The organism is Streptomyces sp. NPDC057963, from assembly GCF_042887155.1.
GTDB lineage: Bacteria > Actinomycetota > Actinomycetes > Streptomycetales > Streptomycetaceae > Streptomyces.
Window position 1 is genome coordinate 440,988 of record NZ_JBHVPX010000005.1, and the last position, 23,959, is coordinate 464,946.

Genomic DNA, 23,959 nt, shown 5'->3' on the forward strand with positions numbered 1-23,959 from the left:
GTGCGCGGGAGGAGCTCAGGCGACCAGGGGCCTGTCATGGGGGCCGACAGGGGCCGGGAGCACAGTGGAACCGGTCAGACAGCGGTCCGCCGCGGCCGCGGCGGACCGTCCCTCCGCGATGGCCCACACCACGAGGGACTGGCCGCGCCCCGCGTCACCGGCGATGAACACCCTGCCCGTCCTGGCGCGGGCCACCCGCTTCGCCCACGCCTCCGACTCCTCCGGCCCCGCTCCCTCGGCCCCTTCGACCGTTCCAGTCGTGTCGGTCGTTTCGGTCGTTTCAGCGGCGAAGCCGGCATCGCGGGCGAAGTTCCCCCGGTCGTCCAGCGTGAGCCCGAGCTGGCGCATGAGGCCGGTGTCCCGTTCGGGGCCGAAGAAGCCGAGGGCTATCAGGACCAGATCTGCCGGGATCACGTGCTCCGTATCCAGCCGCGGACTTCTGCTCCCGGTCTCCGCTTCCGCCAGGCGCAGCGCGCGCACATGGCCCGTCCGGTCGCCTTCGAAGCTGAGGGTGGTGGAGGAGAACAGTCTCGGGTCCGCGCCGTCCCGCCCCCGGGCCTCCTCATGGGCGTGGGACACGCGATAGACCTTCGGGTACACGGGCCAGGGCTCGGCCTCCCGCCGGGCGGCGCCGGGTTCCGGATTGATGTCGACCTGCACGACGGAGGCGGCTCCCTGGCGCAGGACGGTGCCCAGACAGTCCGAACCGGTGTCCCCGCCGCCGATGATCACCACGTGTCTGCCCTCGGCGCTGACGATCGGCACGTCGCGGTCGCCCTCCGCGACCCGGTTCGCCAGGGTCAGGTAGTCCATGGCCTGGTGGATGCCGTACAGCTCCCGCCCCGGGACGGGCAGTTCCCGGCGTCCTGTGGCTCCGACGGCGATGACGATCGCGTCGTATCGTTCCGCGAGCTCGGCGGCGTCGAGGTCGCCGCCGACGTCCACCCCCGTACGGAACTTGGTGCCCTCCGCCCGCATCTGGTCGATGCGTCGGTCGAGGTGGCACTTCTCCATCTTGAACGCGGGGATGCCGTAGCGCAGCAGGCCGCCGATGCGGTCGGCGCGCTCGAAGACGGCGACGGTGTGCCCGGCGCGGGTGAGCTGTTGCGCCGCCGCCAGTCCGGCGGGGCCGGAACCGACGACGGCGACGGTCTTCCCGCTGAGCCGCTCGGGCGGCTGCGGCGGGGCGTACCCGCGCGCCCAGCTCTGGTCGGCGATCACCTGCTCGACATTCTTGATCGTCACCGGATCGGCATTGATGGTCAGCACACAGGCGTCCTCGCACGGCGCCGGGCACAGCCGCCCGGTGAACTCCGGAAAGTTGTTCGTCGCGTGCAGTCGCTCGGCCGCCGCCCTCCAGTCGCCCTTCCTCGCGTACGCGTTCCACTCGGGGATGAGGTTTCCCAGCGGGCAGCCGCTGTGGCAGAACGGGAGGCCGCAGTCCATGCAACGCCCCGCCTGCTCGGACACGAGCGGAAGCCGGGCCTGCCCGGCGTAGACCTCGTTCCAGTCGCTCAGCCGTTCCTGTACCGGGCGCGCCGGGACGGGCCGGCGGGGGGTTCTGAGGAAGCCGTAGGGGTCGGTCATACGCCGCCTCCGTCGCTCACTCGCGGTGCACAGGCGTTACGGCCAGACTACGCCCGCAGTCAATTGCGACCACCCGCTCCGGGGCCGCTCGGCCACGGAGCGAACGCCGCGCAGGACCGGTCGCCACCGCCGCGAGCGACCCCTGATTTCCTCTCGCCGCTTCTCACGCGAGGCGGCCCGGCCCGAGGTGTCCTGGCTCCCGAGGTGTCCTAGCTTGGGAAGAGAGGTTTCGTCCACCCAGGGAGTCGTAATGGCACACGGAAGCGGCAAGGACAAGATCAAGGGCAAGGCCAAGGAAGCCATGGGCAAAATGACCGGCGACCGCCGCAAGCAGGCCGAAGGAAAGGCCGACCAGGCAAAGGGTGAGGTCAAGAAGCAGATGGGCGAAGCCCGTGATCGGACCGCGCCTCAAGAGCCCCCTGATTAGCAACGGCGGCGAGCAACCGTAGCCCCGAGCCCCTGTCCGAGCGGCGGGGGCTCGGCCACGCCCGCAGCCGGGCCGCCGCCCGGACCACGCGATACGCTCGTCTTGTAGGCACGCGTTCCGACCACGGAGGCGGCCATGAGCGAGACCGACGAATACCCCACGCCGTCGCAAGCAGAGGGCGAGAGGCTGGAAGAGGACATGAATCCGGCCGAGGAGCGGCACCCCGCCACGATGCGGACCCAGCCGTCCCAGGCCGAGGGTGAGCGCGCGACGGAGGAGACCGAGAGCTGACAGGGGCGGCGGCCGTACCGTGTCGGCTCCCTGCCGGTTCACTCCGAAGAGAGCCTCCACGTACAGCCGCCGCGTTCAGCGCCTGCGTGAAGGCGGCCCGAGTCGGATGCACGGGTACGGCATGCGCATACGCCGCTGGGGTTCCGTAGGCGCTTCGTACGCGCGCTTCGTACGCGAAGGAGGGCCACGCGGTATGGATGGGGAACGCGCCCGTCGGCTGGTGGCAGCGCTTCGGGACCGTGGCGTGATGGCCCATCTCGTGGAGGCGGGTGTCTACGAGTTCGGAATCCGGGTCGTCCTCGACGAGGGAGTCGAGGCGCTGTGGGACATCGACGGGGCCTCGGGGCTCGACGCGGAGATCGTCGGCGACGGGGTGCTCATCGGCTTCGTCCCTCATGTGCCCGGCTCGGAGGGCTTCACGGAGGAGCAGCTCGTGGCGAGCATCGCGACGACGCGGTACTCGGCGGAGGGCCTCCGCCCGCCCGCCGACACTCCGGTATCCAGCGGCGCTCCCGCCCCGCCCGCCGACGCTCCGGCACCCGACGGCACCCCTGCCCCGGCCGCCGAGGCCGCGGCCCCCGCCGGCACTCCGGCGCCCAGTCCCCCCGTCATCCCACCGGTCGCCCGTTTCCAGCGCCGGGCCCACTGGATCCGGCGGGGAAAGGACGGCGGCGCCCGGCACTGATCCCGCGCTCGCCGCACCGCCGGGCACGCCGGGCGCGCGCTCGGCGCCGCAGAACCGGACGGGTAAGCCGTCGCCCAACCGTCAGACGCCCGCGGCTCGCGCCGCCTCGTACACCTCGGTCGCCACGTCGATCAGCTCCGCCGCGTCGCGCATCGTTCCCTGGAGGTCCACGATGAACTCCGGTACGCCCGTTTCGGCGTGTGCCACCAGGTCCTCGACGATCTGCGCCACGCTCCCGTGGAAGGGCGGCCGGCCCGCGCCTTCGAACGGTTTGGCGCTGTACCGCGCGTTGGCGCGGGCGCAGGCGTCGATGGGACGCTCCCGGCCGCGCTCGGCGGCCGCGTCCTGGACCCGCCGCCACTGCTCGGCCAGCTGAGCGGCGCCCGCGGCGACGGGAATCCAGCCGTCCGCCCGGTCCACCAGACGGCGGATGGTGCGCGCTCCGCTCGCGGGCAGGTGGACCGGGATGGGGCGCAGCGGCTTGGGGCCGACCACGGACGGGGCGATGGTGGTCAGCTCGCCCTCGTACGAGACGGGATCCGGGCCCCAGACGGCCGCGCACACGTCCAGCAACTCGTCCAGGACCGCGCCACGCCTCTCGAACGGCGCGACGGAGGCGGCCGCGTACTCGTCGAGCGACCATCCCGTACCGAAACCGGCGATCATCCGGCCACCGCTCGCGACGTCCAGCGAGGCCAGCGAGCGGGCCAGCTGGAACGGCACGTGCAACGGCGCGACCAGGACGCTGGTGCCGAGCCGCGCCCGGCCGGTGGCCGCGGCGGCCAGCGCGAGCGTGACCAGCGGGTCGGCGACACTGCGGTACTGGTCGGGCCACGGCAGCCCCGGTACGTCGTACAGCCCCTGGGTGGCGGGCTCAGGAAACAGGACGCGCTCGAACACCCACAGGCTCGCGTATCCGGTCTCCTCCGCCGCACGTGCCACGGAGGCCACATCGCGGCCGATGTCGTACTGCTTCATCTGCGGGAGACCGAGACCGAGGGAGACCGGCATGTATGCACTCCTTCACGACGACTGCGTGGCAACCACCGTAAGGCACATCACTGTTGCCCACCCGGCGTCCATCACGGCGTGAGCGGGTGGGTGCAGCGGCACGGGACGCGATCGCCTCCGTCCCCCTTGGCAAAGTCCCCCGATGCGATTCGACCGGACCGGACTCGAAGCGGCCGTCCGGGAGCAGTTCGTCGGCTTCGTCCAGCGGGTTCGCGCGGACCGTCCCGAAGAGCGCGTATACGGTGCGGCGACGGCCGACGGCGGACGGCGCCGGGATGCGGTCCACGCGCGCTACCTGCGTACGGTTGCCAAGACCTGCAAGGCGGCACGGAAGCGGTTGGTCGCCGATGGGGTCGTGGACCGGGATTTCGTCGTCGTGGCGGTGGACGAGGCGTGGGAGCTCGTTCCATTGAGCCTGACACCAGCTCAGATTCGTCGGCACTTGCCCGAGTTGGACGCCGAGCAACGCGAGGTGGACCGGCTGCGGGCCGCGATGACGTGGACACCTCGCGGGCCGGGGCCGCCGAGGGGGCATGCGGGGCGACCGCTGGCAGGTCGTGCGATCGGTTCAGGTCGGTCGCGCAAGGGCCTCAAGAGGCAGCACCCCCGCTCCGGAGAACAGCCCGCGGGCCGCGCCGACACGCCGTTCGCGCGCGGACCCCGGGGCGGTGAGGCGGTCCAGGGCCCGGACCAGTGCCCAGGGGTCTGCTGCGCAGTCGGTGAGACCGTGCTCCGCCATCCGACGAACCCCCTCCTTGCCGTGCCCCGGAATGGCCCGATAGCTGACCACGGGCACTCCGACGGCCATTGCTTCGAGCGCCGTCTGACCTGCCGCGTTGTCGATGAGAGCGCGGGAGGCGCCCATGAGGCCCGGCATGTCGTCGACCCAGCCGGTCGCGCGCACGTGCGCGATGCCCGACAGCTCCCGCCGCAGGCGGGTGTTCGCCCCGCAGAGCACGACCGGTCCGTATCCCGCCGAGGCCACCAGGCGCGCGGTCCCGGCCACGTGGGATCCGGCCCCCCAGGCCCCCGTCGAGATCAGCACGGGCGGACGGCCCGGCGAGTCGAGGCGTTGCCGCCAGTCCGCTGCCGTCGGCACCGGGGCGTGGAACCGGGGTGCCACCATGGCGCCCGACACGACCGCCGGACGCCGGACCGCCCGCCGTACCTGATGCGCGAGATCGGCCGTGAGGCACAGGTGGAGGTCGTTGCCCGGGTGCAGCCATTGGCGGTGAACGGCGAAATCGGTGATGACGACAGCGCTCGGGACCGGGAGCGCGCCGCGTGCGCGGAGTCTGCCGGTGAGCTGGGCGGCGAGGTGGAAGACGGAGACGATCACGTCCGGCCGCTCTTGTGCGACGAGGTCGAGCAGCCGTTGCCGCGCGAGGGCCGCCAAGGGGGAACTGCCGGGCCGGGGGCCCCCTCCGGTCCGGAAGAAGGCCGCGTACAGCGCGGAATAGGCGACGGGCATGCGGCAGATGACCGTCCGGTAGAAGGAGGACAGTCCGCCCCCGACGCCCGGGGGCAGCAGGTCGAGGACGTCCATCGTCGTCGTCCGCCCGCCGCCGGTCTCCAGTCTGCGGGCCAGTTCGGCGGCCACCGCATGGTGACCGGAACCCATACCGGCGCTCAGGATCAGGAAGCGTGCCGGCGCCGCGTTCATCGGCCGTACGCTCCGGGGCGCCCCTGTTCGCCGCCCGGAGCCGGGCCGCTTCCGGGGGGCCTGTCCCCGCAGCACCGGGGGAACTCCGCGCGACGGGGGTCTCCGCACGGGTCCGGTGGCCCAGTCGGACGAGCAGCGGGCACGTGATCACCTCCGGGTCGGCAGCTCTCGGAGTATCCGTCGGAACGGGCGCGGAACGCGGTTCTTTCATCCTGTCGGTGCGTTCGGTGCAGTGAGGTATGGGCTTCGGCGGTTTTACGGGAGCACCCCCGGGCTACCCCTATCCCGACCCGGCGCCCCGAGGCCCCGCGTCTTCGACCTCTGAGGGGTGGGCCACCGTGCCGCACCGTACTGAGACAGGGAGAGGCCATGTCACGTGTTCCGCGCGTCGCACGCCGCAGCGTGCCGGGGGGCGACGCGCCGGACGGTCGGGGCGTCCGGGCCGGGGTGGCCCTGGTGACGGGGGCGTCTTCGGGGATCGGGGCCGCGGTGTCACGCCGGATCGCGGCCGAAGGGGACTGGCGGCTCCTGGTCAGCGGCCGGGACCGGAAGCGGCTGGACGGGGTCGCGGCGACAACGTCCTCGACGGCGCTGTACGCGGACCTGATGTCGCTCGACAGTACGGAGCAGCTGGTCAGGGAGGCCCTCGACACCGCCGGCCGGGTGGACCTGCTCGTCGCGGCGGCGGGGGTCGGCTGGGCCGGCCCCTTCCCCACCATGCCGGCGTCCGCCGCCGACCGGGTCCTCACCGTGGATCTGGTGTCCGTCGTCCATCTGGTGCGGCTGCTGCTGCCGCACATGCTCGCGGCGGGGCGCGGGCACATCATGCTGATCGGATCGGTGGCGGGATCCACCGGTGTCCGCAGTGAGGCCGTCTACTCGGCGGCGAAGGCGGCACTCGCCACCTTCGCCGATGCCCTGCGCTACGAATTGAAGGGAACCGGAGTGCACATCACCCATATGGTCCCCGGTGTGGTAGACACGCCGTTCTTCGAACGGCGAGGGATGCCCTACGCCCGTTCGTGGCCCCGGCCGATGGCGCCGGAACGGCTCGCCGACGCGGTCTGGGATGCCTTCACGGCGGGCCGTGACGAGGTGTACGTCCCCGGCTGGCTCCGCCTGCCGGGTTGTGTGCGCTCCGTGGCCCCCGGGCTCTACCACCGGCTTGCCGCCCGCTTCGGCTGATCGGCGACGTGAACGTCCTCGCCGTGATGCTGGCGCTGTCGGCGGCTCTCGCCAATGGCACGGCGTCCGTGCTGCAGCGGCGGGCCGCCCTGGAGCAGGCCGCGTCCGAGACCGCGGGCGGCAGGCCGGCGGTGTGGCAGGGGCCGCGCGGTCTGGCGCGGTTGGCACGCCGTCCCTTCTGGCTGGCCGGCGCGACGGCGCTCGGGCTGTCCGCCGCCCTCCAGGCGGGGGCGCTGGCGTTCGGGAGCCTGTCGGTGGTCCAGCCGCTGATGGTGAGCGAACTCCTCTTCACGCTCCTGCTCGGCACCGTGGTCTTCCGCCACCGTCCGGGCGGCGGGACCTGGCTGTCGTTCCTGATGCTCGCCGCGGGTCTGGCCCTCTTCCTGGCCGCCGCCGGCCCGGCGGCCGGGGAGGAGACCGGGAAGGCCGGCACGTGGCTGCCGGCCGGACTCTCCGCCGCCGCGGTGGTGCTCTTGCTGGTCCTGACGGCCCGTACGCTCGCCGGTGCCGCCGCCGCGGTGCTGGGGTGTGCCACCGCCCTCTCCTTCGCCTGCACGGCCGCTCTGGTCAAGGAGATCACCGGCCGGATCCCGGAAGGGGCGGCCGAGGTCTTCACCACGGGCTACGTGTACGCGATGTGCTGCGCCGGCCTGCTGAGCCTGTTGCTGCTGCAGAGCACTCTGCGCGCCGGGACACTGGCGGCTTCCCAGCCGGCGCTCACGCTCGGGGACGCGCTGGTGAGCGTGGTGCTCGGGAAGGCGCTGTTCGACGAGCGGATCGCGCTGGGCGTTCATCTGCTGCCGGCGTTGTCCGCTGCGTGTCTGGTGGCTGCCGGAACGGTGGGCCTGTCGCTCTCCCCTACGGTCGCGGGTCACTGGGATTCCACCGGAACGACGCTGCGGGACAGCCGGCCCGACCGGCTGCCGACGGCCGGTGACGACGGAGGAACGGAAGCCCGATGAACCCCCGCCCCCGCAGGATCCCCGCCGCGCTCCGCGGGCCACTGGCCGTGTCGGCGCTGGCGCTGGCCGCTCACGTCGTCCCGGCCGGAACATGGCTGCCGGGCCTGCGCCGGACGTGTTTCCCCTCCCTGGCCGGCCTCGGGGACTCCCGCCATGTTGCCCTGACCTTCGATGACGGCCCGGACCCCCGCTCCACTCCGCTCTTCCTCCACGCGCTGGACCGGTCGTCCGCACGCGCCACGTTCTTCGTGCTCGGGGAGAGTCTTCTGCGCCACCCCGAACTCGGCCGCGACATCGTCCGCCGCGGCCATGAACTCGCCGTTCACGGGTGGACGCACAGCCGCCCATGGCTTCCCGTCCCCGGCCGGGACCTGCGCGAGGTCTCCCGCGCCGCCGAGGCGGTACGAGGCGTCTCGGGCGTCCGGCCGCTGTGGTACCGGCCGCCGTACGGAATCCTGACCGGCGGCCGGTGGACCGCCGCCCTGGCCTGCGGGCTGCGGCCGGTCCTGTGGTCGGCCTGGGGCCGGGAGTGGGTCGACGGGTCGACGGCCGAGGGGGTGCTGGCGACGGTACGCAGCGGGCTCGGCGGTGGCGGCACGGTCCTCCTGCACGATGCCGACCTGTCGGCATCGTGCAGGTGGCGGCCCGTACTCGCGACGCTGCCGGAACTGATCAACGGCCTGCGGGCCGCCGGGCTGACCGTCGGCCCGCTCGCCGACCACGGCCTTGCACCGCTCCGGCAAAGGAGTTGAGACGGGGGCGATCGACTCCCGTGGTGGAGTCCGCGGAACTGTCCCGTCCGCCCGGTTGTCGAGGGGCTCCCGGCGGAGGCCGGGATCACCGAGTCCTCAGCCGGGCGAGCCGCGCCACATCCGAACCGACGGAGGTGACTCCATGCACTCCGGCCATGCGTCCCCGGCGACCCGGTCCAGCCGATCCGCTCGGACAGGATTCAGTCCCCCTCTGCCCCGGCCTGTGCCCACGCCTGGAGTTCCGGATCGGCCAGGGTGCGAACCCACAGGTCGGCCCGGTCCGCCCCGGTTCCGGCCGGCCGGGGTCCCACGCCGAGCACGCGCATGCCCGCGCTCCGGGCCGACTCGATGCCCGTGACCGAGTCCTCCACGGCCAACGCGTCCTCCGGCCGCACACCGCACAGGCGGACCGCGGTGGCATAGACGTCCGGACGGGGTTTCGGCGACAGCCCGTTGCCCGCGACGACGACATGGGCGAAGTAGCCGAGCAGACCGGCCCGCGCAAGGCTGTACTCGACCACCTCCAGCGGGCAGTTGCTGGCGACGGCGAGCGGGAGGTGGCGGGCGGTGACCCGGACCAGTGCCGCCGCACCCGGCATGGTCACCGGGTCCTCGGCGACGAGTGCCGTGAAGTGCTTCAGGAGCGATTGCGTCATGTCGTCGACGAGGTCCGGCTTTCCGGACTCCCTGGCCATGAGGCTGCCGCACTCGGTGTAGTGGACGCCCTTGGCCCGCTCGGCGAATCCGGCACGCGGCTTCAGCCCGAACTCTCTGAAGACCCGGCTGCGCGCGTCCTGCCAGTGCCGCTCGGTATCCATCAGGGTTCCGTCGCAGTCGAAGACGATGGCAGCCGGGGACCAGGAGAAGATGCGATGAGGTGTCATTTCCCTGCCGTTCTCGAAGAGCGTGCCGCCCCGCGCCGTCGGCGGTCGCAATGAGAAGCAGGGCCGCGGAGGGGCTCACTCGGCTACAGAAGATGCGGTGTCGAACGAACCCCGTCGACCGCGCGTGAAGGCGGTTGGATCGCCCCCGGGGTCTACAGCGACGGACATCGTCCGGTCTTTTTCGGATGACCCGAGAAACATCGTGGTGACTACGTTAATTTCGTGACAGAGAAGGGCGCAATCACCATTTCGAGTGTTTGACGGCGCGCCTGTCACGCAGTACTCGCGAGGCGCACGCGGCGTTCGGAGCGGGCCGAAGGGGCCCCATCACCTCGTCAACTCCGTTGAAAGCACGGCGATTTGATGGACCGCATCATGCACCGGCGGTCGACGGCCGCGTTCGAAAACGCCAGATGCAGCGCGAATTTCCTCAATCGGCCGCACCGGCGCCCAGCCGAAGAATAATAATAATCTCCGCGCATTAACGGCTCGTGGCCCCGCCAGTGCGCCCGGCGCACGACTCTCCCGGACAAAAAACGAGGGCACTGTCGAACGAAGGTGGAACATACGTGCAGGAAAGGGCACGTGCGACCCGAAGGTCTCTGCTGGAAGCAGCAGCACGCCTTTTCGTTGAACAAGGGTACGCACGGACAAGCATCAATGAGATCAGCGACCTTTCGGGACGCACCAGCGGAGCCGTCTACTTCCACTACTCCAGCAAGGAGAAGCTCGCACTGGCCGTCGTGCGCGAACAGTTCGCCGCCTGGCCGTTGCTGGCCGCCCGTTACGCCGCCCCCGGGATCCCACCGCTGGAGAAGCTGGTCGCCCTCAGCTTCGACATCGCCACGGCACTGCGCGACGACGTCATGACCCGGGCCGGCGCGCGTCTGTGGGCCGAGCGCCGCACCATCGACGCCGACATACCCACCCCCTTCGCCGCCTGGACTGCCGCCGTCACGCGCCTTCTGGCCGAGGCCCGCGCCAAGGGCGAACTGGCGGGAGACGTCGAACCGTCGGGCGCCGCCACGACCTTGGTGTGCGCGTTCTTCGGGCTGTACAACCTCACGGACGAGATGGCGGAGCACGAGGAGCTCAGCGACCGTGTGCACCGCTGGTGGCTGCTGATCCTGAAGGCGTTGCAGGCACGTCCCGAACCCGCCGCTCTGGTGGCGCGGGCCCGAGCACGCAGCCGGCCGACGTCCACCGGATGAACCTCCTGGCCGAACCGGCGAACCGTCCGGTCCCCCGAACCGTCCGGTCCGCGGGCACGGTGTCCGTTCATCGTTCCCGGCACCGGGCGGACGACGGCTGATCGGGCCGTGCGGCCCGTGTACGCCGACGGCAGGCGGTGCGTACGGCTTCCGGCAACCGCGATCCGCCTGCTTCCCCCGTCCTCCGTGCGGGACCGCAGGCGTTCCACCGACACGGCCGGTGGCACGCTCATCTCGTCGGCAGTTGCCCCGGTCGCCGACGGAGCACACAGTGAAGAGGGAGCACACATACGAGATCGGAGCACGTCGTGATCGTTCTCGGAGTCATCTTGCTTGTCATCGGTTTCCTGACCGGTATCTCGATCCTCTGGACGATCGGGATCATCCTCGCCGTGGTGGGGCTGATCCTGTGGGTCCTCGGAGCGCTGGGGCACGCGGTCGCCGGTCGAAAGCACTACTGGTAGAGCGACGGCGGCACTCGTTCGTCCGCTCCCGGGAGGACACGGCGTCGTCCGCCGAGGACTCCCCAGGACGTGGCGGAACAGTGGCGTGACCGCGGAGGACCGCGGGAACATCTCTCGCCATTCTTCGTTTCTCGGCAATCGGCGAGCGGAGGAGACATGTCGACCGGGACCCTCGTGGCGATCATCGTCGTGGTGGTGGTCGTGTTGGTGGTGTGCGCACTCGTGGCGTGGAGGCTCACGCGCAGACGCCACCTGAAGAAGCAGTTCGGCCCGGAGTACGAGCGTGCGGTGGAAGAGAAGCAGAGCCGCCCCGCCGCGGAACGAGAGCTGCGTGAACGGGAACAGCGCCATGACGCGCTGGAGATCAAACCGCTTGCGGCGGCGGACCGGGAAAGGTACACCGAAGGCTGGAACCGGGCGCAGGAACGGTTCGTGGACCACCCCGACGACGCGGTCCACGAAGCCGACCGGCTCGTGACGGCACTCATGGGCGACCGCGGCTATCCGACCAAGGGGTTCGAGCAGCAGGCCAGCGATCTGTCCGTCGAGCACGGCCGCACGCTGGAGAACTACCGCACCGCCCATGAGGTCAGTGACCGCAGCAGCCGCCATCGGGCGACCACAGAAGAGCTGCGGGGCGCGATGGTCCACTACCGGACTCTGTTCGACGAACTGCTTCACGACGGCGGGCGGCCGCAGGAGTAACGCAAGGGAGCACGAACGCACCTCCTGACGGAGGATCGGTCGGAGGATCGGACGGAGGCAGAGAGATGGCCATGGGACACCGGGACCCGCAGAGGTCCGAGGCGAGCAGCCTGTCCACTGACGATCTGACCGGTGCGGGCGCCTCGGGGGCAGCCCGTGAACGCCCCGCCGAGGCTCCACCGACCTTCCCGGGGGAAGCCGCCACCCCGGCCGGCCGGGGTGCGGGGCCGGGCGGTGCGGACGAGGCGGAACGCGCGGCACGGACCGGCGCCGGGCCGGACGTCGTTGGAGGCGAGGACGGCGACGAGCCTCTTCTCGGCGGCGAGCAGGAAGAGTTCCGCAGGAGGTGGCAGCGGATCCAGGGCGCGTTCGTCGACGATCCCCGGAAGGCGGTCGGCGCGGCGGACACCCTGGTCGCGGAGGTGATGCAGGCACTCGCACGGACCTTCTCCGACCACAAGCAGGGGCTCGAAGGCCAGTGGCAGCGGGGCGAAGAAGTGGCGACCGAGGAACTGCGCGTCGCGCTGCAACGCTACCGTTCGTTCTTCAACCGGCTGCTGAAAACCTGAGCGGCTCGCCCGGTGGCGGGCGCGGGCCTGCGGGACCTGCGCGAGGCCGCGGCACCGGGGCCCGGCCCGTGGACGGCCGGACGTCATCCGCCCCCGGGCAGAAGACCGGCGCCCGCGTTCGGGGAATGCCGAGGCTCTCTCGAAAGGACCCGGGAATGTCTGACGACGACGTGAGCAAGCGCAAGGTACTGGCCATCGTCACGAATTACGGCGTCGAGCAGGACGAGCTCCTGGTGCCCCTGGAACACCTGCGCGGCTGGGGTGCCGAAGTGGACGTGGCCGCCGTGTCGACGGACGACGTCCAGACGCTGGTGGGCGACAAGGCCCCCGGGAAGACGATCCGGCCCGAACTCACTCTGGCCGACGTGGACCCGGCCGGTTACGACCTCCTGCTCGTCCCGGGCGGCACCTTGAACGCCGACACTCTGCGTGGGCAGGACTCCGCCACCGGCATCGTTCGCTCCTTCACCTCGACCGGCCGGCCCGTGGCGGCCATCTGCCACGGACCGTGGGCCTTGGTCGAAGCCGGTGTCGTGGACGGGAAGAAGCTGACCTCCTACCCCTCGCTGCGGACCGACATCCGCAATGCCGGTGGCGAATGGGCCGACGAGCCGGTCGTCACGGACGACACCCGGGACTGGACCCTCATCACCTCGCGCAACCCGGGTGATCTGGAGGATTTCCTCCGTGAAGTGGATGCGGCACTCGCCGTGAGCACTCAGTGAGCGCGGCGGGTCCGCCGGTCCGGCGCCGCCGCGTGCCCTCTGGGCGGCGCCGGTAGGCCGACCGGGCCCTCGCAGCGGTCCACTCAGGTGCTGTCCCCGCGGTCGGGCGTGAAAGGGCCCGCAGCGTGGTGCACATGAAAGCGGGTAGCCCCTCTCTCAGGCACAGGAGCCTCATGTCCCCCAGCGACACCACTCCGCGTTATACCGTCCCGGGCCTCGGCGCCAGACAGGGCGGACAGGTAATCGACTTGTTGAAGTTGCGTCTGCACGCACTCAACGATCTCTCCCTGACCCTCAAGCACATCCATTGGAATGTGGTCGGTCCCCACTTCATCGCGGTGCACGAAATGCTCGACCCGCAGGCAGCCGCGGTGCGCGGCATGGCCGACAGCACCGCCGAGCGCATCTCCACGCTCGGGGGCGAGCCGCACGGCACCCCCGGAGTCCTCGTCTCCGAGCGCACCTGGGACGACTACGGCCTCGGCCGGGCGGGTGCCCTGGTGCATCTCGGTGCGCTCGACCTCGTCTACTCCGGTGTCATCGAGGACCACCGGAAAGCCGCCGCGAAGGCCGCCTCGGTCGATCCCGTCACCGAGGACCTGCTCATCGAGCACCTGCGCGCGCTGGAGCAGTTCCAGTGGTTCGTCCGCGCGCATCTGGAGGACAGCTCCGGCACCTTGTCCCGGGCCGGTGCGCGCGCAGGGAAGGAGACCGCCGAGGCGGCGCCGCCCCCCAAGGCGGCGGGCAAGAAGGCCGCGGGTACGAAGGTCACGGGCACGAAGGCCACGGGCACGAAGCGGGCAGCCAAGAAGACGGCGTCGGGCAAGCGCGCGCGTTGACGTTCGCGCGCGTTTCCCGCTCACACGCGTCCACCGGCGCGTGTGAGCCTGCGGCCCGTCGGTCCGACGCAGAGTTCGTACGCCGGTCACCCGCCAGGGCGGACGCGCGCCGAGCACACACGCGTCACGGTGGATTTCGATGCCGCTCCTCCCCGTGTCCCGGACGGAGGAACCACTGGCTCGCTGCGTCGGCGACGGCTTCCAGGGCACCGGGTTCCGCGAACAGGTGCGTGGCACCGGGGACCACGTGGAGCCTGTGCGCCACCCGCAGGTGCTCGGCCGCCTCCTGGTTCAACCGCAGTACCTCCCGGTCGGCACCGCCCACGATCAGCAGCACCGGGGACCGAACCCGGCCCAACACCTCACCGGCCAGGTCGGGACGGCCGCCGCGGGACACGACGGACCGGACCCGGTCGGGCCGCTCCGCTGCCGCCACCAGCGCCGCAGCGGCTCCGGTGCTCGCGCCGAAGAGCCCGAGGGGCAGCTCCGCGGTGGCGGGCCGATCGCCGAGCCAGTCGACCGCGGACACCAGACGTCGGCCGAGCAGTCCGATGTCGAAACGGTGCTGCCCCGTCACCGCGTCCACCCGCTCCTCCGGCTCGGTGAGCAGATCCAGCAGCAGCGTGCCCAGCCCTGCCTGCCGCAGGGTCGCGGCGACGGCTCTGTTGCGCGGGCTGTGGCGCGAGCTGCCACTGCCGTGGGCGAAGAGCACCACCCCCGCGGCCTGCGCGGGAATCACCAGGTCGCCGACGATCGCCGATCCGTCGACAGGTATGGAAACCTCTTCGGGGTTCACCACCGTGATCGCCTCCTTCCCGGAATGCGCCGCAGGGCGGTCGGACTTCGCCGGGTCGGCGCGGCGGCTGAACGGCTGAGCCGCGCCCTCGCTCCGTCCTGCTTGCGTCCGGCTCGTTCCATCATGCCTGGCCCGGACTCCGCCGGCGCTCCTCCGAGCGGTCGGCGGCCGACGCGGCGGGCACAGGGCCCCTCGGCGTGTCCGGGACCGCCGCGGCCGGTGCCCCGGCGAGCCTCAGCCCTTGGGGGAGAAGCGCAGCCGTGTTGCGGCCAGCGCACCGAGGGCCAGCAGGACGACGGACACCCACAGGCCGGACAGGTGGTTGCCGGTGGCGTCCTCGGCGTAGCCCATGATGTAGGGGCCGACGAAGCCGCCGGTGATGCCGATGGTGTTGAGCAGGGCCAGGCCGCCCGCGAGGGTCTTGCCCGCGAGCCGGGTGGCGGGGAAGTTGAACAGCAGAGGCTGGACGACGAAGAACGCCAGGCCGGTGAAGCAGAAGCCGAGCAGGGCGATGACAGGGCCGGCGACGGCGGCGACGACGAGGCCGGTGAACATCATCAGCAGACCGACCACCACGAAGTTGCGGGAACGCCGGGGTGTGGTCGCGCGGGGCGGCACCAGTACGGCACCGATGGCCGCGGTGAGCCAGGGCAGTCCGGTCAGCAGGCCGATGGTGAACGGCGAGAGGTCGCCCCAGCCGCCGATGATGCCGGGCAGGAAGTAGACGACGGAGTACAGGGCGACCTGGTGCGTCCAGTTGGCGAAGATGGCCAGCAGCATCTGCTTGTCACGCAGCACCGTCAGCAGGAAACCGGATCCGGAGCCGTTGCCGGCCGCCTCGGCGCCCTCGGTCTGCTCGCGGGTGACCGCGTCCTGGACCAGCTGGGCCTCCTGCGCCGTCAGCCACGGCGCCCTGGCCGGGCCGTCGGGCAGGAACCGGAAGATGGCGAACGCCAGGAAGAGGCAGGGAATCCCCTCGATGAGGAACATCCACTGCCAGCCGTGCCAGCCGCCGAACCCGTCCATCTCCATGAGCAGTCCGCCGAGCGGGTTTCCGACGACGCTGGCGATGGAGGCGCCGAGCAGGAGCAGTCCGATGGCCCTGCCGCGGATCTCGGAGCGGAACCAGTAGGTGAAGTAGAGCAGGATCCCCGGCAGCAGCCCGGCCTCGGCGGCGCCGAGCAGCAACCGCATGGCGTAGAAGGACTTCTCACCCTGTACGAAGGCCATGCAGGCGGAGATGACGCCCCAGGTCAGCATGATCCGGGTGATCCACCAGCGGGCGCCCACGCGGTGCATGATCAGGTTGCTGGGCACCTCGGAGATCGCGTAGGTGAGGAAGAACAGCCCCGCGCCCAGCCCGTAGGCCGCGGCGGAGATGCCGAGGTCGACCTCCAGGCGTTCCTTGGCCAGGCCGATGTTGGTCCGGTCCAGGAACGACATGATGTAGGCGGCCAGCAGCAGCGGCATCAGCCGCCGCAGATTGCGCTGGTCCAGCTCGCCGAGCGCATCGCGCGGGGTTTCGTTCGGTGTGGCCGCACCGGGGGTGCGGGAACCGCGGATCAAAGACATCGGTGTCCTCTTGGAGTGCTCTGGCAGCCGCCGGGCGCGGACTGCGGCCCAGGGTCCTTCGTTTGGATCAGGCCGGATCGAGCCCGGCGTGATCCAAACGAGAGGCCCCAGGGGGACGGGGCCGGGCGGCCTGCGGTGGTGACGCCGCGGGCCGCCCGGCCGCCGGGGTGGGTTCAGACGACGAGCCGGACCGGGTTCTCCACGGCCTCGGTGAAGGCCGCGAGCCAGCGTGCCGCGACGGCTCCGTCCACCGGACGGTGGTCCACGGACAGGACCACGCCCAGCACCTTGGCCACGGTGACCGCACCGTCGCGGACCACCGCCTCGTCGTGTGCTGCGCCGACGGCCAGAATCGCGGCCTGCGGCGGGTTGATGATGGCGGCGAATTCCTCGACCCCGTACATGCCGAGGTTCGACACGGTGATCGAGCCGCCTTCGAGGTCCCCGGGCCGGAGCGCCCCGGAGCGCGCCTGCTCCGCGAACGCGCGGGTCCGGGTGGCGATCGCCGACACCGACAGGTTCTCGGCACCGCGCAGCACCGGGGTCACCAGGCCCGTGTCGGTGGCGACGGCGACCGAGATGTCGACCGTGCCGAACCTGCGGACGGCGTCCGGCCGCCATACCGCGTTCATCTCCGGCACCTGCGTGTGTGCCGTCGCGACGGCCTTGATCAGCAGATCGTTGACCGAGACCTTGACGGGGCTGACGGCGTTGATCCGCCGGCGCAGGGCGAGCAGCTCGTCCACGGCGCAGGTCGCCCGCAGGTAGAAGTGCGGGGTGTGCTGCTTGCTCTCGGTCAGGCGCCTGGCAATGGCCCGGCGCATCCGGCTGTGCGGGATGTCCTCGTGGTCGCCGGTGTCGTCGCGGGCGGACGTCTGCGGCGCGGGGGCGGCCTCCCGGGGGACCGGGGCCGGCGCCGCCGCCTGTGTCCGACGGCCCGCGACCGCGGCCTCGACGTCCCGCCTGACGACGCGGCCGCCCGGCCCGGTGCCGGTGAGGACCTCGATGTCCAGGTCCGCTTCACGGGCCAGCCTGCGGGCCAACGGGCTGCTGAAGACGCGGCCGCCGCGATCCGGGCCGCCGGAGGACGGGGCGGCGGAGGACGGGGCGCGCACGGGAGCCGGGGTCGCCGGGGATTCCGGGGACGCCACGGACGCCGGGCGCTCCGTGACCGGCTCCTCCGGCACGTCCCGGCGCACCGCCTGCCGGGCCTCGCCGGGCGCGGTGACGCTGACGCCCAGCTCCGCCAGCAGTGCGCCGAGGTCTTCGGTCTGCTCGCCGACGGCGCCGAGCACCGCGATCGGGTCGCCGACCTCGACCTCCGCGCCGGCCTCGTAGAGCGTCTTGAGCAGCACGCCGTCCCGCTCGGCGGCGACGTCCACCTCCGCCTTGTCCGTCTCGATGGAGACCAGTGCGTCGTCCTTCGCGAACGGCGCGCCTTCCGCCACTTGCCAGGCGGACAGCACCGCCGCTGCCGCGTCCGCGGCCACGGCGGGCATTCGGAACAGTTCTGCCATGATCAACCCTCCTGGGTGTTCGGTCGTACGGGGAGGGTCAGTTCTCGGTGACCCGCTGGAGCGCGGCCACGACCTCTTCGGTGCGTGCGATGGCCGCCCGTTCCAGCACCTTGCTGATGCTGGGCGAGGATTCCCCGGCCTGGACGCGCTGGACCGGCTGGTCGAGCCAGTCGAAGTAGCGGCGCTGGATCTCGTCGGACAGCCACCCGCCGTAGGAGGTGCCGATGGGGCCCTGCTCGGCGATGAGTACGTTGTTGGTCTTCTGGATGCTCTCGCCGAGGGTGTCCCAGTCGAGACTGGCGCGGTCCAGCCAGCGCAGGTCGACGACCTCGGCGTCCAGGCCCAGTTGCTCGACGGCGTCCAGGACGTAGCCGGTCATCGCGAGGTACGTCACGATCGTGATCCGCGATCCGGTACGGCGCACGGCCGCTCTGCCCACGGGCAGGCAGTAGTCGAAGTCGTCGGCCGGGCCGGGACCGACCGAGTTGTACAGGTCGGTGTGCTCCAGCACGACGACCGGGTCCTTGCAGGTCAGCGCGGTGTTCATCAGGCCCACGTAGTCGAAGGGCGTGGACGGTGCGACGATCCGCCAGCCGGGGGCCGTGGCGAGGATTCCGGCCGGGTCCATGGAGTGCTGTGAGCCGTACCCGGTGCCCATGGCGACCTTGCTGCGCAGGACGAGGGGGACGCCGGAACCCTGTCCGTCACCGCCGAACATGTGCCGGGCCTTGCCGATCTGGTTGAAGATCTGGTCGGCCGCGACCCACATGAAGTCGGCGTACATGAACTCCACCACCGGCTTGTACCGGCCGTCGAGCGCGATGCCGCCGGCGAGCCCGGCGAACGCGTTCTCGCTGATGGGCGTGCCCAGGACCCGGTCCGGGTGGGCTTCGGCCAGGCCCTTGGTCGCGCCGTTGGTGCCGCCCTTGAGGCGGTGCACGTCCTCGCCCATGACGACGACCGACGCGTCCTCGGCCATGCGGCGGCTCATCACCTCGGCCACGACGTCGATGAACTTCCGCTGTTCCAGGCGCCCTTGGAAGGCGTCCGGCCCGGTGCCGGTGTCGGCGAGGCGTACGCCGTCGAACTCGCTGAGGTCGCCCCGTACGCCGACGTCGCGGAAGGACGGGTCGGGCCATTCGGCGGGCTTGATGCGGCGGGTGCCCGGCTTGCCCTCGGGGTCCGGTTCCAGCAGTTCGTCGCTGATGGCGGCCATGACCGCCTTGGCGCGCGCGGTGCACTCCTCGATCTCGTCGGCGCTCAGGATGCCGTTCTCGACGAGCTGCCGGGAGACGAGGGCCAGCGGGTCGCGGGCCCGCCACTCCTTCTCCTCGTCCTTGGTGCGGTAGCCGAAGGCGCTGCCCGGGAACGGGCCGTTCTGGTGGAAGTAGCGGTAGACCTCGGCCTCGACGATCGTGGGGCCCTGACCGGCGCGCATGTGGTCCACGGCCTCGCTCATGGCCAGGTACACGGCGAGCGGGTCCATGCCGTCCACGCGCCAGCTGGGGATGTTGAAGCCCAGGCCTCGCGCCGAGAGCCTGGGCTCGGCCGTCGCCTCGTCCACGTGGGTGGAGACGGCGTACCTGTTGTTCTCGATGAAGAAGCAGACCGGCAGCTTCCAGGCCGCAGCGAGGTTCATCGTCTCCAGCACGGAGCCGATGTTGACCGCACCGTCCCCGAAGTAGCTGACCGAGACGGCGTCGGTGCCGGCCTGCCGCGCCGACCAGGCGAACCCGGCGGCCTGGGGCACGCCGCCGCCGACGATCGCGTTGGTGCCCATGGCTCCGGCGTCGCGCCACCGGAGGTGCATGGATCCGCCCCGCCCCTGGCAGAAACCCCTGGCCAGGCCGCAGATCTCGGCCAGGCTGCGCAGCAGGACGGTGCGTACCCCGCCGTCGACGGGCCGGCGCAGGTCGATGCCGCCGGGCGCGACATATCCCAGCGCCTTCGCCAGGAACTGGTGGTGTCCCCGGTGCGAGCCGCCGACGAAGTCGGCGCCGGTCAACGGGAGTACGGAACCGACGGCGCCGCCTTCCTGGCCGATGCTGGAGTGCGCCGGTCCGTGGACCAGTCCCTGGCCCGCGAGGTCGAGGACGGACTCCTCGAAGGTCCTGATCAGCAGGGTCTGGGTGAACATCGAGGTCAGCAGCCGCGGGTCCGCGCCCTGCCAGTCCTTCTTGGTCGCCGTCACCTCGGTCCAGGGTGAGGCGGGGGCCAGTTTCCGGTGTGTGGGCATGAGCACTCTCCTGTGTGATTCGGTGAGCACTGTCGCAGTGAATGGATCCATAGCCAATACCTCGTTACCGGAACGTTACGTTCAGATTTCGCGAGTCCCCATTGACTACGGCCCTTCCGGCGGCGCACTGTGAGAGACATGGCGGATAGATGGATCCATTCCACAAATGACCCGGGGTTCGGGCTTCCCGGTCTGGCCGGTGTCGAACACGTCGGCTTCACCGTTCCCGACCTCGAAGAGGCGACCCGGTTCTTCGTCGAGGTGATCGGCTGCGAGCAGGTCTACTCGCTCGGCCCGTTCCGCTCCGACGGCACCTGGATGAGCGACCACCTCGGCGTCCACCCGCGCGCCGTCATGCGCGAGCTGCGATTCTTCCGCTGCGCCGGCGGCCCGAACTTCGAGATCTTCGAGTACGAGGCCCCCGGACAGGAGAAGCGGCCGCCGCGCAACAGCGATGTCGGCGGTCACCATCTCGCCTTCTACGTCACCGACCTCGATGCCGCCCTCGCACATCTGCGGCGGCACGGCGTACGGATCCTGGGCGAGCCCACGGCCAGCTCGGGCCCGAGCGAGGGGCAGCGGTGGGTCTACTTCCTCACGCCCTGGGGGATGCAGTTGGAGCTGGTCTCCTACCCCGGCGGAAAGCAGTACGAAGCCGACTCGCCGGTACGGCTGTGGCAGCCTTCCGTCTGAACACGCTGCCGTACCGCCGCACCAGGGAGAGCCATGTCACGGAAGCCCGCCACCGAGTCCGACGCGTCCTCGCCCGGCGCGTCCGGCCCCAGCGCCGCCGTCGCCAGTCAGCGCGTCGCGGACCATCTGCGTGCCGCCATCCTGAGCGGTGAACTGCGCCCCGGCACACGGATCATGCAGGAGCAGGTCGCCGCGCAGCTCGGCGCCAGCCGACTGCCGGTGCGCGAGGCCCTGCGGATACTGGCGGCCGAGGGCCTGACGGTCGTGAAGTCCAACAGCGGCGCCTGGGTCTCCAGAATGGACATGGCGGAGTGCGAGGGCGTCTACAAGATCCGCGAGCGCCTCGAACCGCTCGCCCTCAGCGAGAGCATTCCGCACCTGTCCGCCGAGCAGGTCGCCGAACTGGAGACGATCGCGCGGCAGATCGAGCTCACCACCGACGTGGACCGCTTCCTGGCCCTCGACCGCCGCCTGCACCTGCTCACCTACGCCGGATGCCGTGTCGTCCAGATCACCGCCATGGTCGACCGCTTCTGGAACACCACACAGCACTACCGGCGCGCCTTCGCCCGGCTCGCGGGCGACAGCGGCTGGGAGCTGATCCACGCCGAACACCGCCTGATCATCGAAGCGATCAAGCGAGCCGACACCGTCGACGCCGAACGCTTCCTCACCGGCCACATCCGCCGGACGCGGCTGGAACTGACCCAACACCCCGAACTGTTCACCGAGGACGACCATGACACCGACCACACAGCAGACGCAGCAGGCTCCGCGGGCTGAAGCCCGCCCCTTCGAGGGCCGGACCCTCCTCCTGTCGGGCGCGGGCGGCGGCATCGCCCGCGAGGTGGCCCGGCAGTTCCACGCCGCCGGCGCCAACCTGGTGCTCGGCGACCTGGACGCCGGAACGCCGGAGGAGTTCGCCGCGACGCTCGACCCCACCGGCACGACCGTGATCACCCGCACCCTGGACGCGGCCTCGCCGGAGAGCAACAACGCCTTCGTCGCCGCCGCGGTCGAGACGTTCGGCTCGGTCGACTTCCTCGTACCCGCCGCCGGGATCTATCCCGAGCAGGCCGTCGCCGACATGACCGACGAGCAGTGGGACGCCGTCATCTCGGTCAACCTCAACGGCGTCTTCTACCTCACCCGCGCCGTCCTGCCCCACCTCAACGAGGGTGGGAGCATCGTCAATCTGACCTCCATGGCCGGCCACCGCGGCAGCGTCCGGCACGCGCACTACGCGGCGACCAAGGGCGCGCTGCTCGCCTTCTCGCGCAGCCTCGCGTGGGAACTCGGCTCCAGGGCACGGATCAACATGGTCTCGCCCGGAATCATCGAGACCTCCATGACCCGCGACTACGTCGCCACCCGTGGCGACACCGCGCTCTCCACCACTCCCCTGGGCCGCCTGGGCAGGCCGGAGGAGGTGGCCTCCGTCGTCGCCTTCCTGTGCTCGCCCGCGGCGAGCTTCGTGCAGGGCGAGGTCATCCATGTCAACGGCGGCATGCACATGGTCTGAGCGCGCACGAGAACACCGGTGGAGAACGCGGGAGAAGGAACGGAACGGAACATGAAGACCGAAGCGGCGATCTATCCCGACCTGCGCGGCAGGTCCGTGTGCGTCACCGGCGCCGCGCGCGGCCTGGGCCTGGCGGCGGCCGACGCCTTCGTGCGCGCCGGATGCCATGTGCTGCTGCTCGACATCGACGGCGCCGAACTGGACCGGGTGCGGCCCGCGTTGGCGGCGGGCCGGCCGGACCAGGTCATCGCGACGGCCACGGCCCCGGTGAGCGACCAGGACGCGGTGACGGACGCGCTCGCCGGCTTCACCGCCCGGACAGGCGGGCTGTCCATCATGCTCGCCAACGCCGGTGTGTCCGCCAACGCCCCCTCCCTCGACCTCGAACTGGACCGCTGGAACACCGCGTTGGACGTCAACCTCACCGGGGTCTTCGTCTGCGCGCGCGCCGCGGCCCACATCATGCGCGAGGGAGGCGGAGGGGTCGTCCTCACCACCTCGTCGATGTACGGGGTGACCGCCGGCCCCGAGCGCGCGGCGTACTGCGCGACCAAGGCCGCCGTCGCCGCCCTCACCAAAGTCCTGGCCGTCGAGTGGGCCCCGTACGGTATCCGCGTCAACGCACTCGCGCCCGGGTACGTCGAGACCGACCTGGTCGCCCAGCTCTCCGCCGCCGGGCGGCTGGACACGGAGGCCCTGCGTCGCCGCACTCCGCGCGGCCGCCTCGGCCGCCCGGAGGACATCGCGCATCTCGCCCTCTTCCTGTCCTCCGGGGTGTCCGCGAACATCACGGGCCAGGTCGTGGTCAGCGACGGCGGCTGGACGGCCGACGGCTATGCGGTGATGCCGGGCTGAGATGCCCGGCCCGGCACTGGCGGCGGCCGGGCATACCACGCGCCGCCTCCTCCGTGCCGCGGTCGCGATGTGCGCGGAAAACCTCCGCGGATCCGGTGCGGCATGCCCTGGCCATCCCTCGGGTGTCGACAGCGGCGACCCGCCGACGCTATTTTCCTTACGTGTATAAAAACATGGGGCGCCCCGGAGCGGTGTCGACGACGGCGGCCGTCGCCCGGCTGGCCGTCACCCCGGCCCGGTCGGCGGCCGCGCGGGCGATGCTCACCACCCCGTCCACCGAGGGACCGCAGGGCGTGCGCGCCCGGAGTGCGGAGCGGGATGGTGCCCCGCCGACGGGCCACCACACCTGTCCCGCACCCCGCCGCCCCGCGGAGAACCGACCGGAAGGAATACCGTCATGACGGCAACCCCCATCGACATGTTCGCCTCGGCGTTGCATTTCCACCCCGACGGCGGTGTCCGAGCCGCCGAACGGCAGATGACGAACAGTGACTCCGGCGCCTGGCAGATCGCGACCTTCCACGTGGAGACCGACGCCGACGTCCACGCCGACCACTGGGAGATGCACCCGGAGGCCGAGGAGGCGGTGTGCTGCCTGACCGGTGGCATCCGCCTCTACTTCCGCCCCACCGGGCCCGGCGGCACCGAGGAGATGGTTCAGCTGCAGGCAGGCACCGCCGTGGTCGTTCCTCGCGGCCGTTGGCACCGCCTTGAACTGGACGCCCCCAGCGACCTGATGTCGATCACCCTTCGCCACGGCACCCGCCTCGAAAAGCGCACCGACACCCGCTGACCGGAAGGCGGCCCG

25 protein-coding genes are annotated in these 23,959 nt (G+C 71.3%); 17 read left to right on the forward strand and 8 right to left on the reverse strand.

Going from position 1 to position 23,959, the window contains the following annotated elements; genetic code table 11:
• Positions 1–15: 15 nt before the first annotated feature.
• Positions 16–1,587, reverse strand: coding sequence for a glutamate synthase subunit beta (locus ACFVT1_RS15065; protein ID WP_389795264.1), 1,572 nt, complete (start codon positions 1,585–1,587; stop codon positions 16–18).
• Between the two features lie 250 nt (positions 1,588–1,837).
• Between ACFVT1_RS15065 and ACFVT1_RS15070 the strand changes: the two genes are divergently transcribed.
• The 3 genes from ACFVT1_RS15070 (at position 1,838) to ACFVT1_RS15080 (ending at position 2,990) form a co-directional block, all read left to right on the forward strand.
• Positions 1,838–2,014 carry a CsbD family protein gene (locus ACFVT1_RS15070; RefSeq protein ID WP_389795266.1) on the forward strand — a complete coding sequence of 59 codons (177 nt, stop codon included), beginning with the start codon at positions 1,838–1,840 and terminating at the stop codon, positions 2,012–2,014.
• 135 nt (positions 2,015–2,149) lie between these two features.
• Positions 2,150–2,305, forward strand: a complete 156-nt coding sequence (locus ACFVT1_RS15075) for a hypothetical protein (RefSeq protein WP_389795268.1) — start codon at positions 2,150–2,152, stop codon at positions 2,303–2,305.
• A gap of 193 nt (positions 2,306–2,498) precedes the next feature.
• Positions 2,499–2,990 (forward strand): hypothetical protein, encoded by a 492-nt coding sequence (locus tag ACFVT1_RS15080; protein WP_389795270.1) that lies wholly within the window; start codon positions 2,499–2,501, stop codon positions 2,988–2,990.
• Between the two features lie 81 nt (positions 2,991–3,071).
• Here ACFVT1_RS15080 and ACFVT1_RS15085 read toward each other — a convergent pair whose 3' ends face one another.
• Complete coding sequence (locus tag ACFVT1_RS15085) at positions 3,072–4,001, reverse strand: TIGR03619 family F420-dependent LLM class oxidoreductase (RefSeq protein WP_389795272.1); 930 nt, start codon at positions 3,999–4,001, stop codon at positions 3,072–3,074.
• A 568-nt stretch (positions 4,002–4,569) separates the two neighbouring features.
• Positions 4,570–5,664 (reverse strand): glycosyltransferase, encoded by a 1,095-nt coding sequence (locus ACFVT1_RS15090; protein WP_389795274.1) that lies wholly within the window; start codon positions 5,662–5,664, stop codon positions 4,570–4,572.
• A gap of 369 nt (positions 5,665–6,033) precedes the next feature.
• On the opposite strand from ACFVT1_RS15090, the gene ACFVT1_RS15095 reads away from it, so the two are divergent.
• Genes ACFVT1_RS15095 through ACFVT1_RS15105 form a run of 3 tightly spaced genes read left to right on the forward strand, consistent with a single transcriptional unit; the run spans position 6,034 to position 8,563 of the window.
• Positions 6,034–6,849: an SDR family NAD(P)-dependent oxidoreductase gene (locus ACFVT1_RS15095; protein ID WP_389795276.1), complete on the forward strand. Its 816-nt coding sequence runs from the start codon at positions 6,034–6,036 to the stop codon at positions 6,847–6,849.
• Between the two features lie 8 nt (positions 6,850–6,857).
• On the forward strand, positions 6,858–7,811 hold the full coding sequence (locus tag ACFVT1_RS15100; protein WP_389795278.1) for a DMT family transporter: 954 nt from the start codon (positions 6,858–6,860) through the stop codon (positions 7,809–7,811).
• Positions 7,808–8,563, forward strand: coding sequence for a polysaccharide deacetylase family protein (locus tag ACFVT1_RS15105; RefSeq protein WP_389795280.1), 756 nt, complete (start codon positions 7,808–7,810; stop codon positions 8,561–8,563). Before ACFVT1_RS15100 ends, ACFVT1_RS15105 begins: the two co-directional genes overlap by 4 nt.
• Before the next feature lie 200 nt (positions 8,564–8,763).
• On the opposite strand, the gene ACFVT1_RS15110 is transcribed toward ACFVT1_RS15105, so the two are convergent.
• The gene (locus ACFVT1_RS15110) at positions 8,764–9,447 is read right to left on the reverse strand and encodes an HAD family hydrolase (RefSeq protein ID WP_389795282.1); all 684 of its coding nucleotides are present in this window, start codon (positions 9,445–9,447) and stop codon (positions 8,764–8,766) included.
• 569 nt (positions 9,448–10,016) lie between these two features.
• Between ACFVT1_RS15110 and ACFVT1_RS15115 the strand changes: the two genes are divergently transcribed.
• The 6 genes from ACFVT1_RS15115 to ACFVT1_RS15140 all read left to right on the forward strand — a co-directional run bounded on the left by ACFVT1_RS15115 (position 10,017) and on the right by ACFVT1_RS15140 (position 13,960).
• On the forward strand, positions 10,017–10,658 hold the full coding sequence (locus ACFVT1_RS15115; RefSeq protein ID WP_389795284.1) for a ScbR family autoregulator-binding transcription factor: 642 nt from the start codon (positions 10,017–10,019) through the stop codon (positions 10,656–10,658).
• Between the two features lie 308 nt (positions 10,659–10,966).
• Entirely contained in the window at positions 10,967–11,122 is a 156-nt protein-coding gene (locus ACFVT1_RS15120) for a DUF6131 family protein (RefSeq protein WP_389795285.1), read from the forward strand.
• 156 nt (positions 11,123–11,278) lie between these two features.
• Entirely contained in the window at positions 11,279–11,827 is a 549-nt protein-coding gene (locus ACFVT1_RS15125) for a hypothetical protein (protein WP_389795287.1), read from the forward strand.
• A 65-nt stretch (positions 11,828–11,892) separates the two neighbouring features.
• The gene (locus ACFVT1_RS15130) at positions 11,893–12,396 is read left to right on the forward strand and encodes a hypothetical protein (RefSeq protein ID WP_389795289.1); all 504 of its coding nucleotides are present in this window, start codon (positions 11,893–11,895) and stop codon (positions 12,394–12,396) included.
• 155 nt (positions 12,397–12,551) lie between these two features.
• Positions 12,552–13,121, forward strand: coding sequence for a type 1 glutamine amidotransferase domain-containing protein (locus tag ACFVT1_RS15135; protein ID WP_389795291.1), 570 nt, complete (start codon positions 12,552–12,554; stop codon positions 13,119–13,121).
• Positions 13,122–13,294: 173 nt separating this feature from the next.
• Positions 13,295–13,960, forward strand: a complete 666-nt coding sequence (locus ACFVT1_RS15140) for a Dps family protein (RefSeq protein WP_389795292.1) — start codon at positions 13,295–13,297, stop codon at positions 13,958–13,960.
• A 124-nt stretch (positions 13,961–14,084) separates the two neighbouring features.
• On the opposite strand, the gene ACFVT1_RS15145 is transcribed toward ACFVT1_RS15140, so the two are convergent.
• The 4 genes from ACFVT1_RS15145 to ACFVT1_RS15160 form a co-directional block, all read right to left on the reverse strand.
• The gene (locus ACFVT1_RS15145; protein ID WP_389795497.1) at positions 14,085–14,756 is read right to left on the reverse strand and encodes a dienelactone hydrolase family protein; all 672 of its coding nucleotides are present in this window, start codon (positions 14,754–14,756) and stop codon (positions 14,085–14,087) included.
• Positions 14,757–14,990: 234 nt separating this feature from the next.
• A complete protein-coding gene (locus ACFVT1_RS15150) occupies positions 14,991–16,328 on the reverse strand; it encodes an MFS transporter (protein WP_389795294.1) in 1,338 nt (445 codons plus the stop codon).
• 173 nt (positions 16,329–16,501) lie between these two features.
• Positions 16,502–17,845, reverse strand: a complete 1,344-nt coding sequence (locus ACFVT1_RS15155) for a 2-oxo acid dehydrogenase subunit E2 (protein WP_389795296.1) — start codon at positions 17,843–17,845, stop codon at positions 16,502–16,504.
• 37 nt (positions 17,846–17,882) lie between these two features.
• Entirely contained in the window at positions 17,883–20,081 is a 2,199-nt protein-coding gene (locus tag ACFVT1_RS15160; protein WP_389795298.1) for a thiamine pyrophosphate-dependent enzyme, read from the reverse strand.
• Positions 20,082–20,219: 138 nt separating this feature from the next.
• On the opposite strand from ACFVT1_RS15160, the gene ACFVT1_RS15165 reads away from it, so the two are divergent.
• From ACFVT1_RS15165 to ACFVT1_RS15185, 5 genes are all read left to right on the forward strand, one after another.
• Positions 20,220–20,774, forward strand: coding sequence for a VOC family protein (locus ACFVT1_RS15165; RefSeq protein WP_389795300.1), 555 nt, complete (start codon positions 20,220–20,222; stop codon positions 20,772–20,774).
• Positions 20,775–20,807: 33 nt separating this feature from the next.
• Positions 20,808–21,557: a GntR family transcriptional regulator gene (locus ACFVT1_RS15170; RefSeq protein ID WP_389795302.1), complete on the forward strand. Its 750-nt coding sequence runs from the start codon at positions 20,808–20,810 to the stop codon at positions 21,555–21,557.
• Positions 21,514–22,296: an SDR family NAD(P)-dependent oxidoreductase gene (locus ACFVT1_RS15175; protein ID WP_389795304.1), complete on the forward strand. Its 783-nt coding sequence runs from the start codon at positions 21,514–21,516 to the stop codon at positions 22,294–22,296. Before ACFVT1_RS15170 ends, ACFVT1_RS15175 begins: the two co-directional genes overlap by 44 nt.
• A gap of 51 nt (positions 22,297–22,347) precedes the next feature.
• Positions 22,348–23,151, forward strand: a complete 804-nt coding sequence (locus tag ACFVT1_RS15180; protein ID WP_389795306.1) for an SDR family NAD(P)-dependent oxidoreductase — start codon at positions 22,348–22,350, stop codon at positions 23,149–23,151.
• Positions 23,152–23,548: 397 nt separating this feature from the next.
• Positions 23,549–23,944 carry a cupin domain-containing protein gene (locus tag ACFVT1_RS15185; protein WP_389795308.1) on the forward strand — a complete coding sequence of 132 codons (396 nt, stop codon included), beginning with the start codon at positions 23,549–23,551 and terminating at the stop codon, positions 23,942–23,944.
• Positions 23,945–23,959: the final 15 nt, after the last annotated feature.

What these genes read in the sequence shown, in the direction of transcription:
- ACFVT1_RS15065 (WP_389795264.1), bottom strand. Translation starts at nt 1,587, where the DNA reads ATGACCGACCCCTACGGCTTCCTCAGAACCCCCCGCCGGCCCGTCCCG.
- ACFVT1_RS15070 (WP_389795266.1), top strand. Translation starts at nt 1,838, where the DNA reads ATGGCACACGGAAGCGGCAAGGACAAGATCAAGGGCAAGGCCAAGGAA.
- ACFVT1_RS15075 (WP_389795268.1), top strand. Translation starts at nt 2,150, where the DNA reads ATGAGCGAGACCGACGAATACCCCACGCCGTCGCAAGCAGAGGGCGAG.
- ACFVT1_RS15080 (WP_389795270.1), top strand. Translation starts at nt 2,499, where the DNA reads ATGGATGGGGAACGCGCCCGTCGGCTGGTGGCAGCGCTTCGGGACCGT.
- ACFVT1_RS15085 (WP_389795272.1), bottom strand. Translation starts at nt 4,001, where the DNA reads ATGCCGGTCTCCCTCGGTCTCGGTCTCCCGCAGATGAAGCAGTACGAC.
- ACFVT1_RS15090 (WP_389795274.1), bottom strand. Translation starts at nt 5,664, where the DNA reads ATGAACGCGGCGCCGGCACGCTTCCTGATCCTGAGCGCCGGTATGGGT.
- ACFVT1_RS15095 (WP_389795276.1), top strand. Translation starts at nt 6,034, where the DNA reads ATGTCACGTGTTCCGCGCGTCGCACGCCGCAGCGTGCCGGGGGGCGAC.
- ACFVT1_RS15105 (WP_389795280.1), top strand. Translation starts at nt 7,808, where the DNA reads ATGAACCCCCGCCCCCGCAGGATCCCCGCCGCGCTCCGCGGGCCACTG.
- ACFVT1_RS15110 (WP_389795282.1), bottom strand. Translation starts at nt 9,447, where the DNA reads ATGACACCTCATCGCATCTTCTCCTGGTCCCCGGCTGCCATCGTCTTC.
- ACFVT1_RS15125 (WP_389795287.1), top strand. Translation starts at nt 11,279, where the DNA reads ATGTCGACCGGGACCCTCGTGGCGATCATCGTCGTGGTGGTGGTCGTG.
- ACFVT1_RS15130 (WP_389795289.1), top strand. Translation starts at nt 11,893, where the DNA reads ATGGCCATGGGACACCGGGACCCGCAGAGGTCCGAGGCGAGCAGCCTG.
- ACFVT1_RS15135 (WP_389795291.1), top strand. Translation starts at nt 12,552, where the DNA reads ATGTCTGACGACGACGTGAGCAAGCGCAAGGTACTGGCCATCGTCACG.
- ACFVT1_RS15140 (WP_389795292.1), top strand. Translation starts at nt 13,295, where the DNA reads ATGTCCCCCAGCGACACCACTCCGCGTTATACCGTCCCGGGCCTCGGC.
- ACFVT1_RS15150 (WP_389795294.1), bottom strand. Translation starts at nt 16,328, where the DNA reads ATGTCTTTGATCCGCGGTTCCCGCACCCCCGGTGCGGCCACACCGAAC.
- ACFVT1_RS15155 (WP_389795296.1), bottom strand. Translation starts at nt 17,845, where the DNA reads ATGGCAGAACTGTTCCGAATGCCCGCCGTGGCCGCGGACGCGGCAGCG.
- ACFVT1_RS15160 (WP_389795298.1), bottom strand. Translation starts at nt 20,081, where the DNA reads ATGCCCACACACCGGAAACTGGCCCCCGCCTCACCCTGGACCGAGGTG.
- ACFVT1_RS15165 (WP_389795300.1), top strand. Translation starts at nt 20,220, where the DNA reads ATGGCGGATAGATGGATCCATTCCACAAATGACCCGGGGTTCGGGCTT.
- ACFVT1_RS15170 (WP_389795302.1), top strand. Translation starts at nt 20,808, where the DNA reads ATGTCACGGAAGCCCGCCACCGAGTCCGACGCGTCCTCGCCCGGCGCG.
- ACFVT1_RS15175 (WP_389795304.1), top strand. Translation starts at nt 21,514, where the DNA reads ATGACACCGACCACACAGCAGACGCAGCAGGCTCCGCGGGCTGAAGCC.
- ACFVT1_RS15180 (WP_389795306.1), top strand. Translation starts at nt 22,348, where the DNA reads ATGAAGACCGAAGCGGCGATCTATCCCGACCTGCGCGGCAGGTCCGTG.
- ACFVT1_RS15185 (WP_389795308.1), top strand. Translation starts at nt 23,549, where the DNA reads ATGACGGCAACCCCCATCGACATGTTCGCCTCGGCGTTGCATTTCCAC.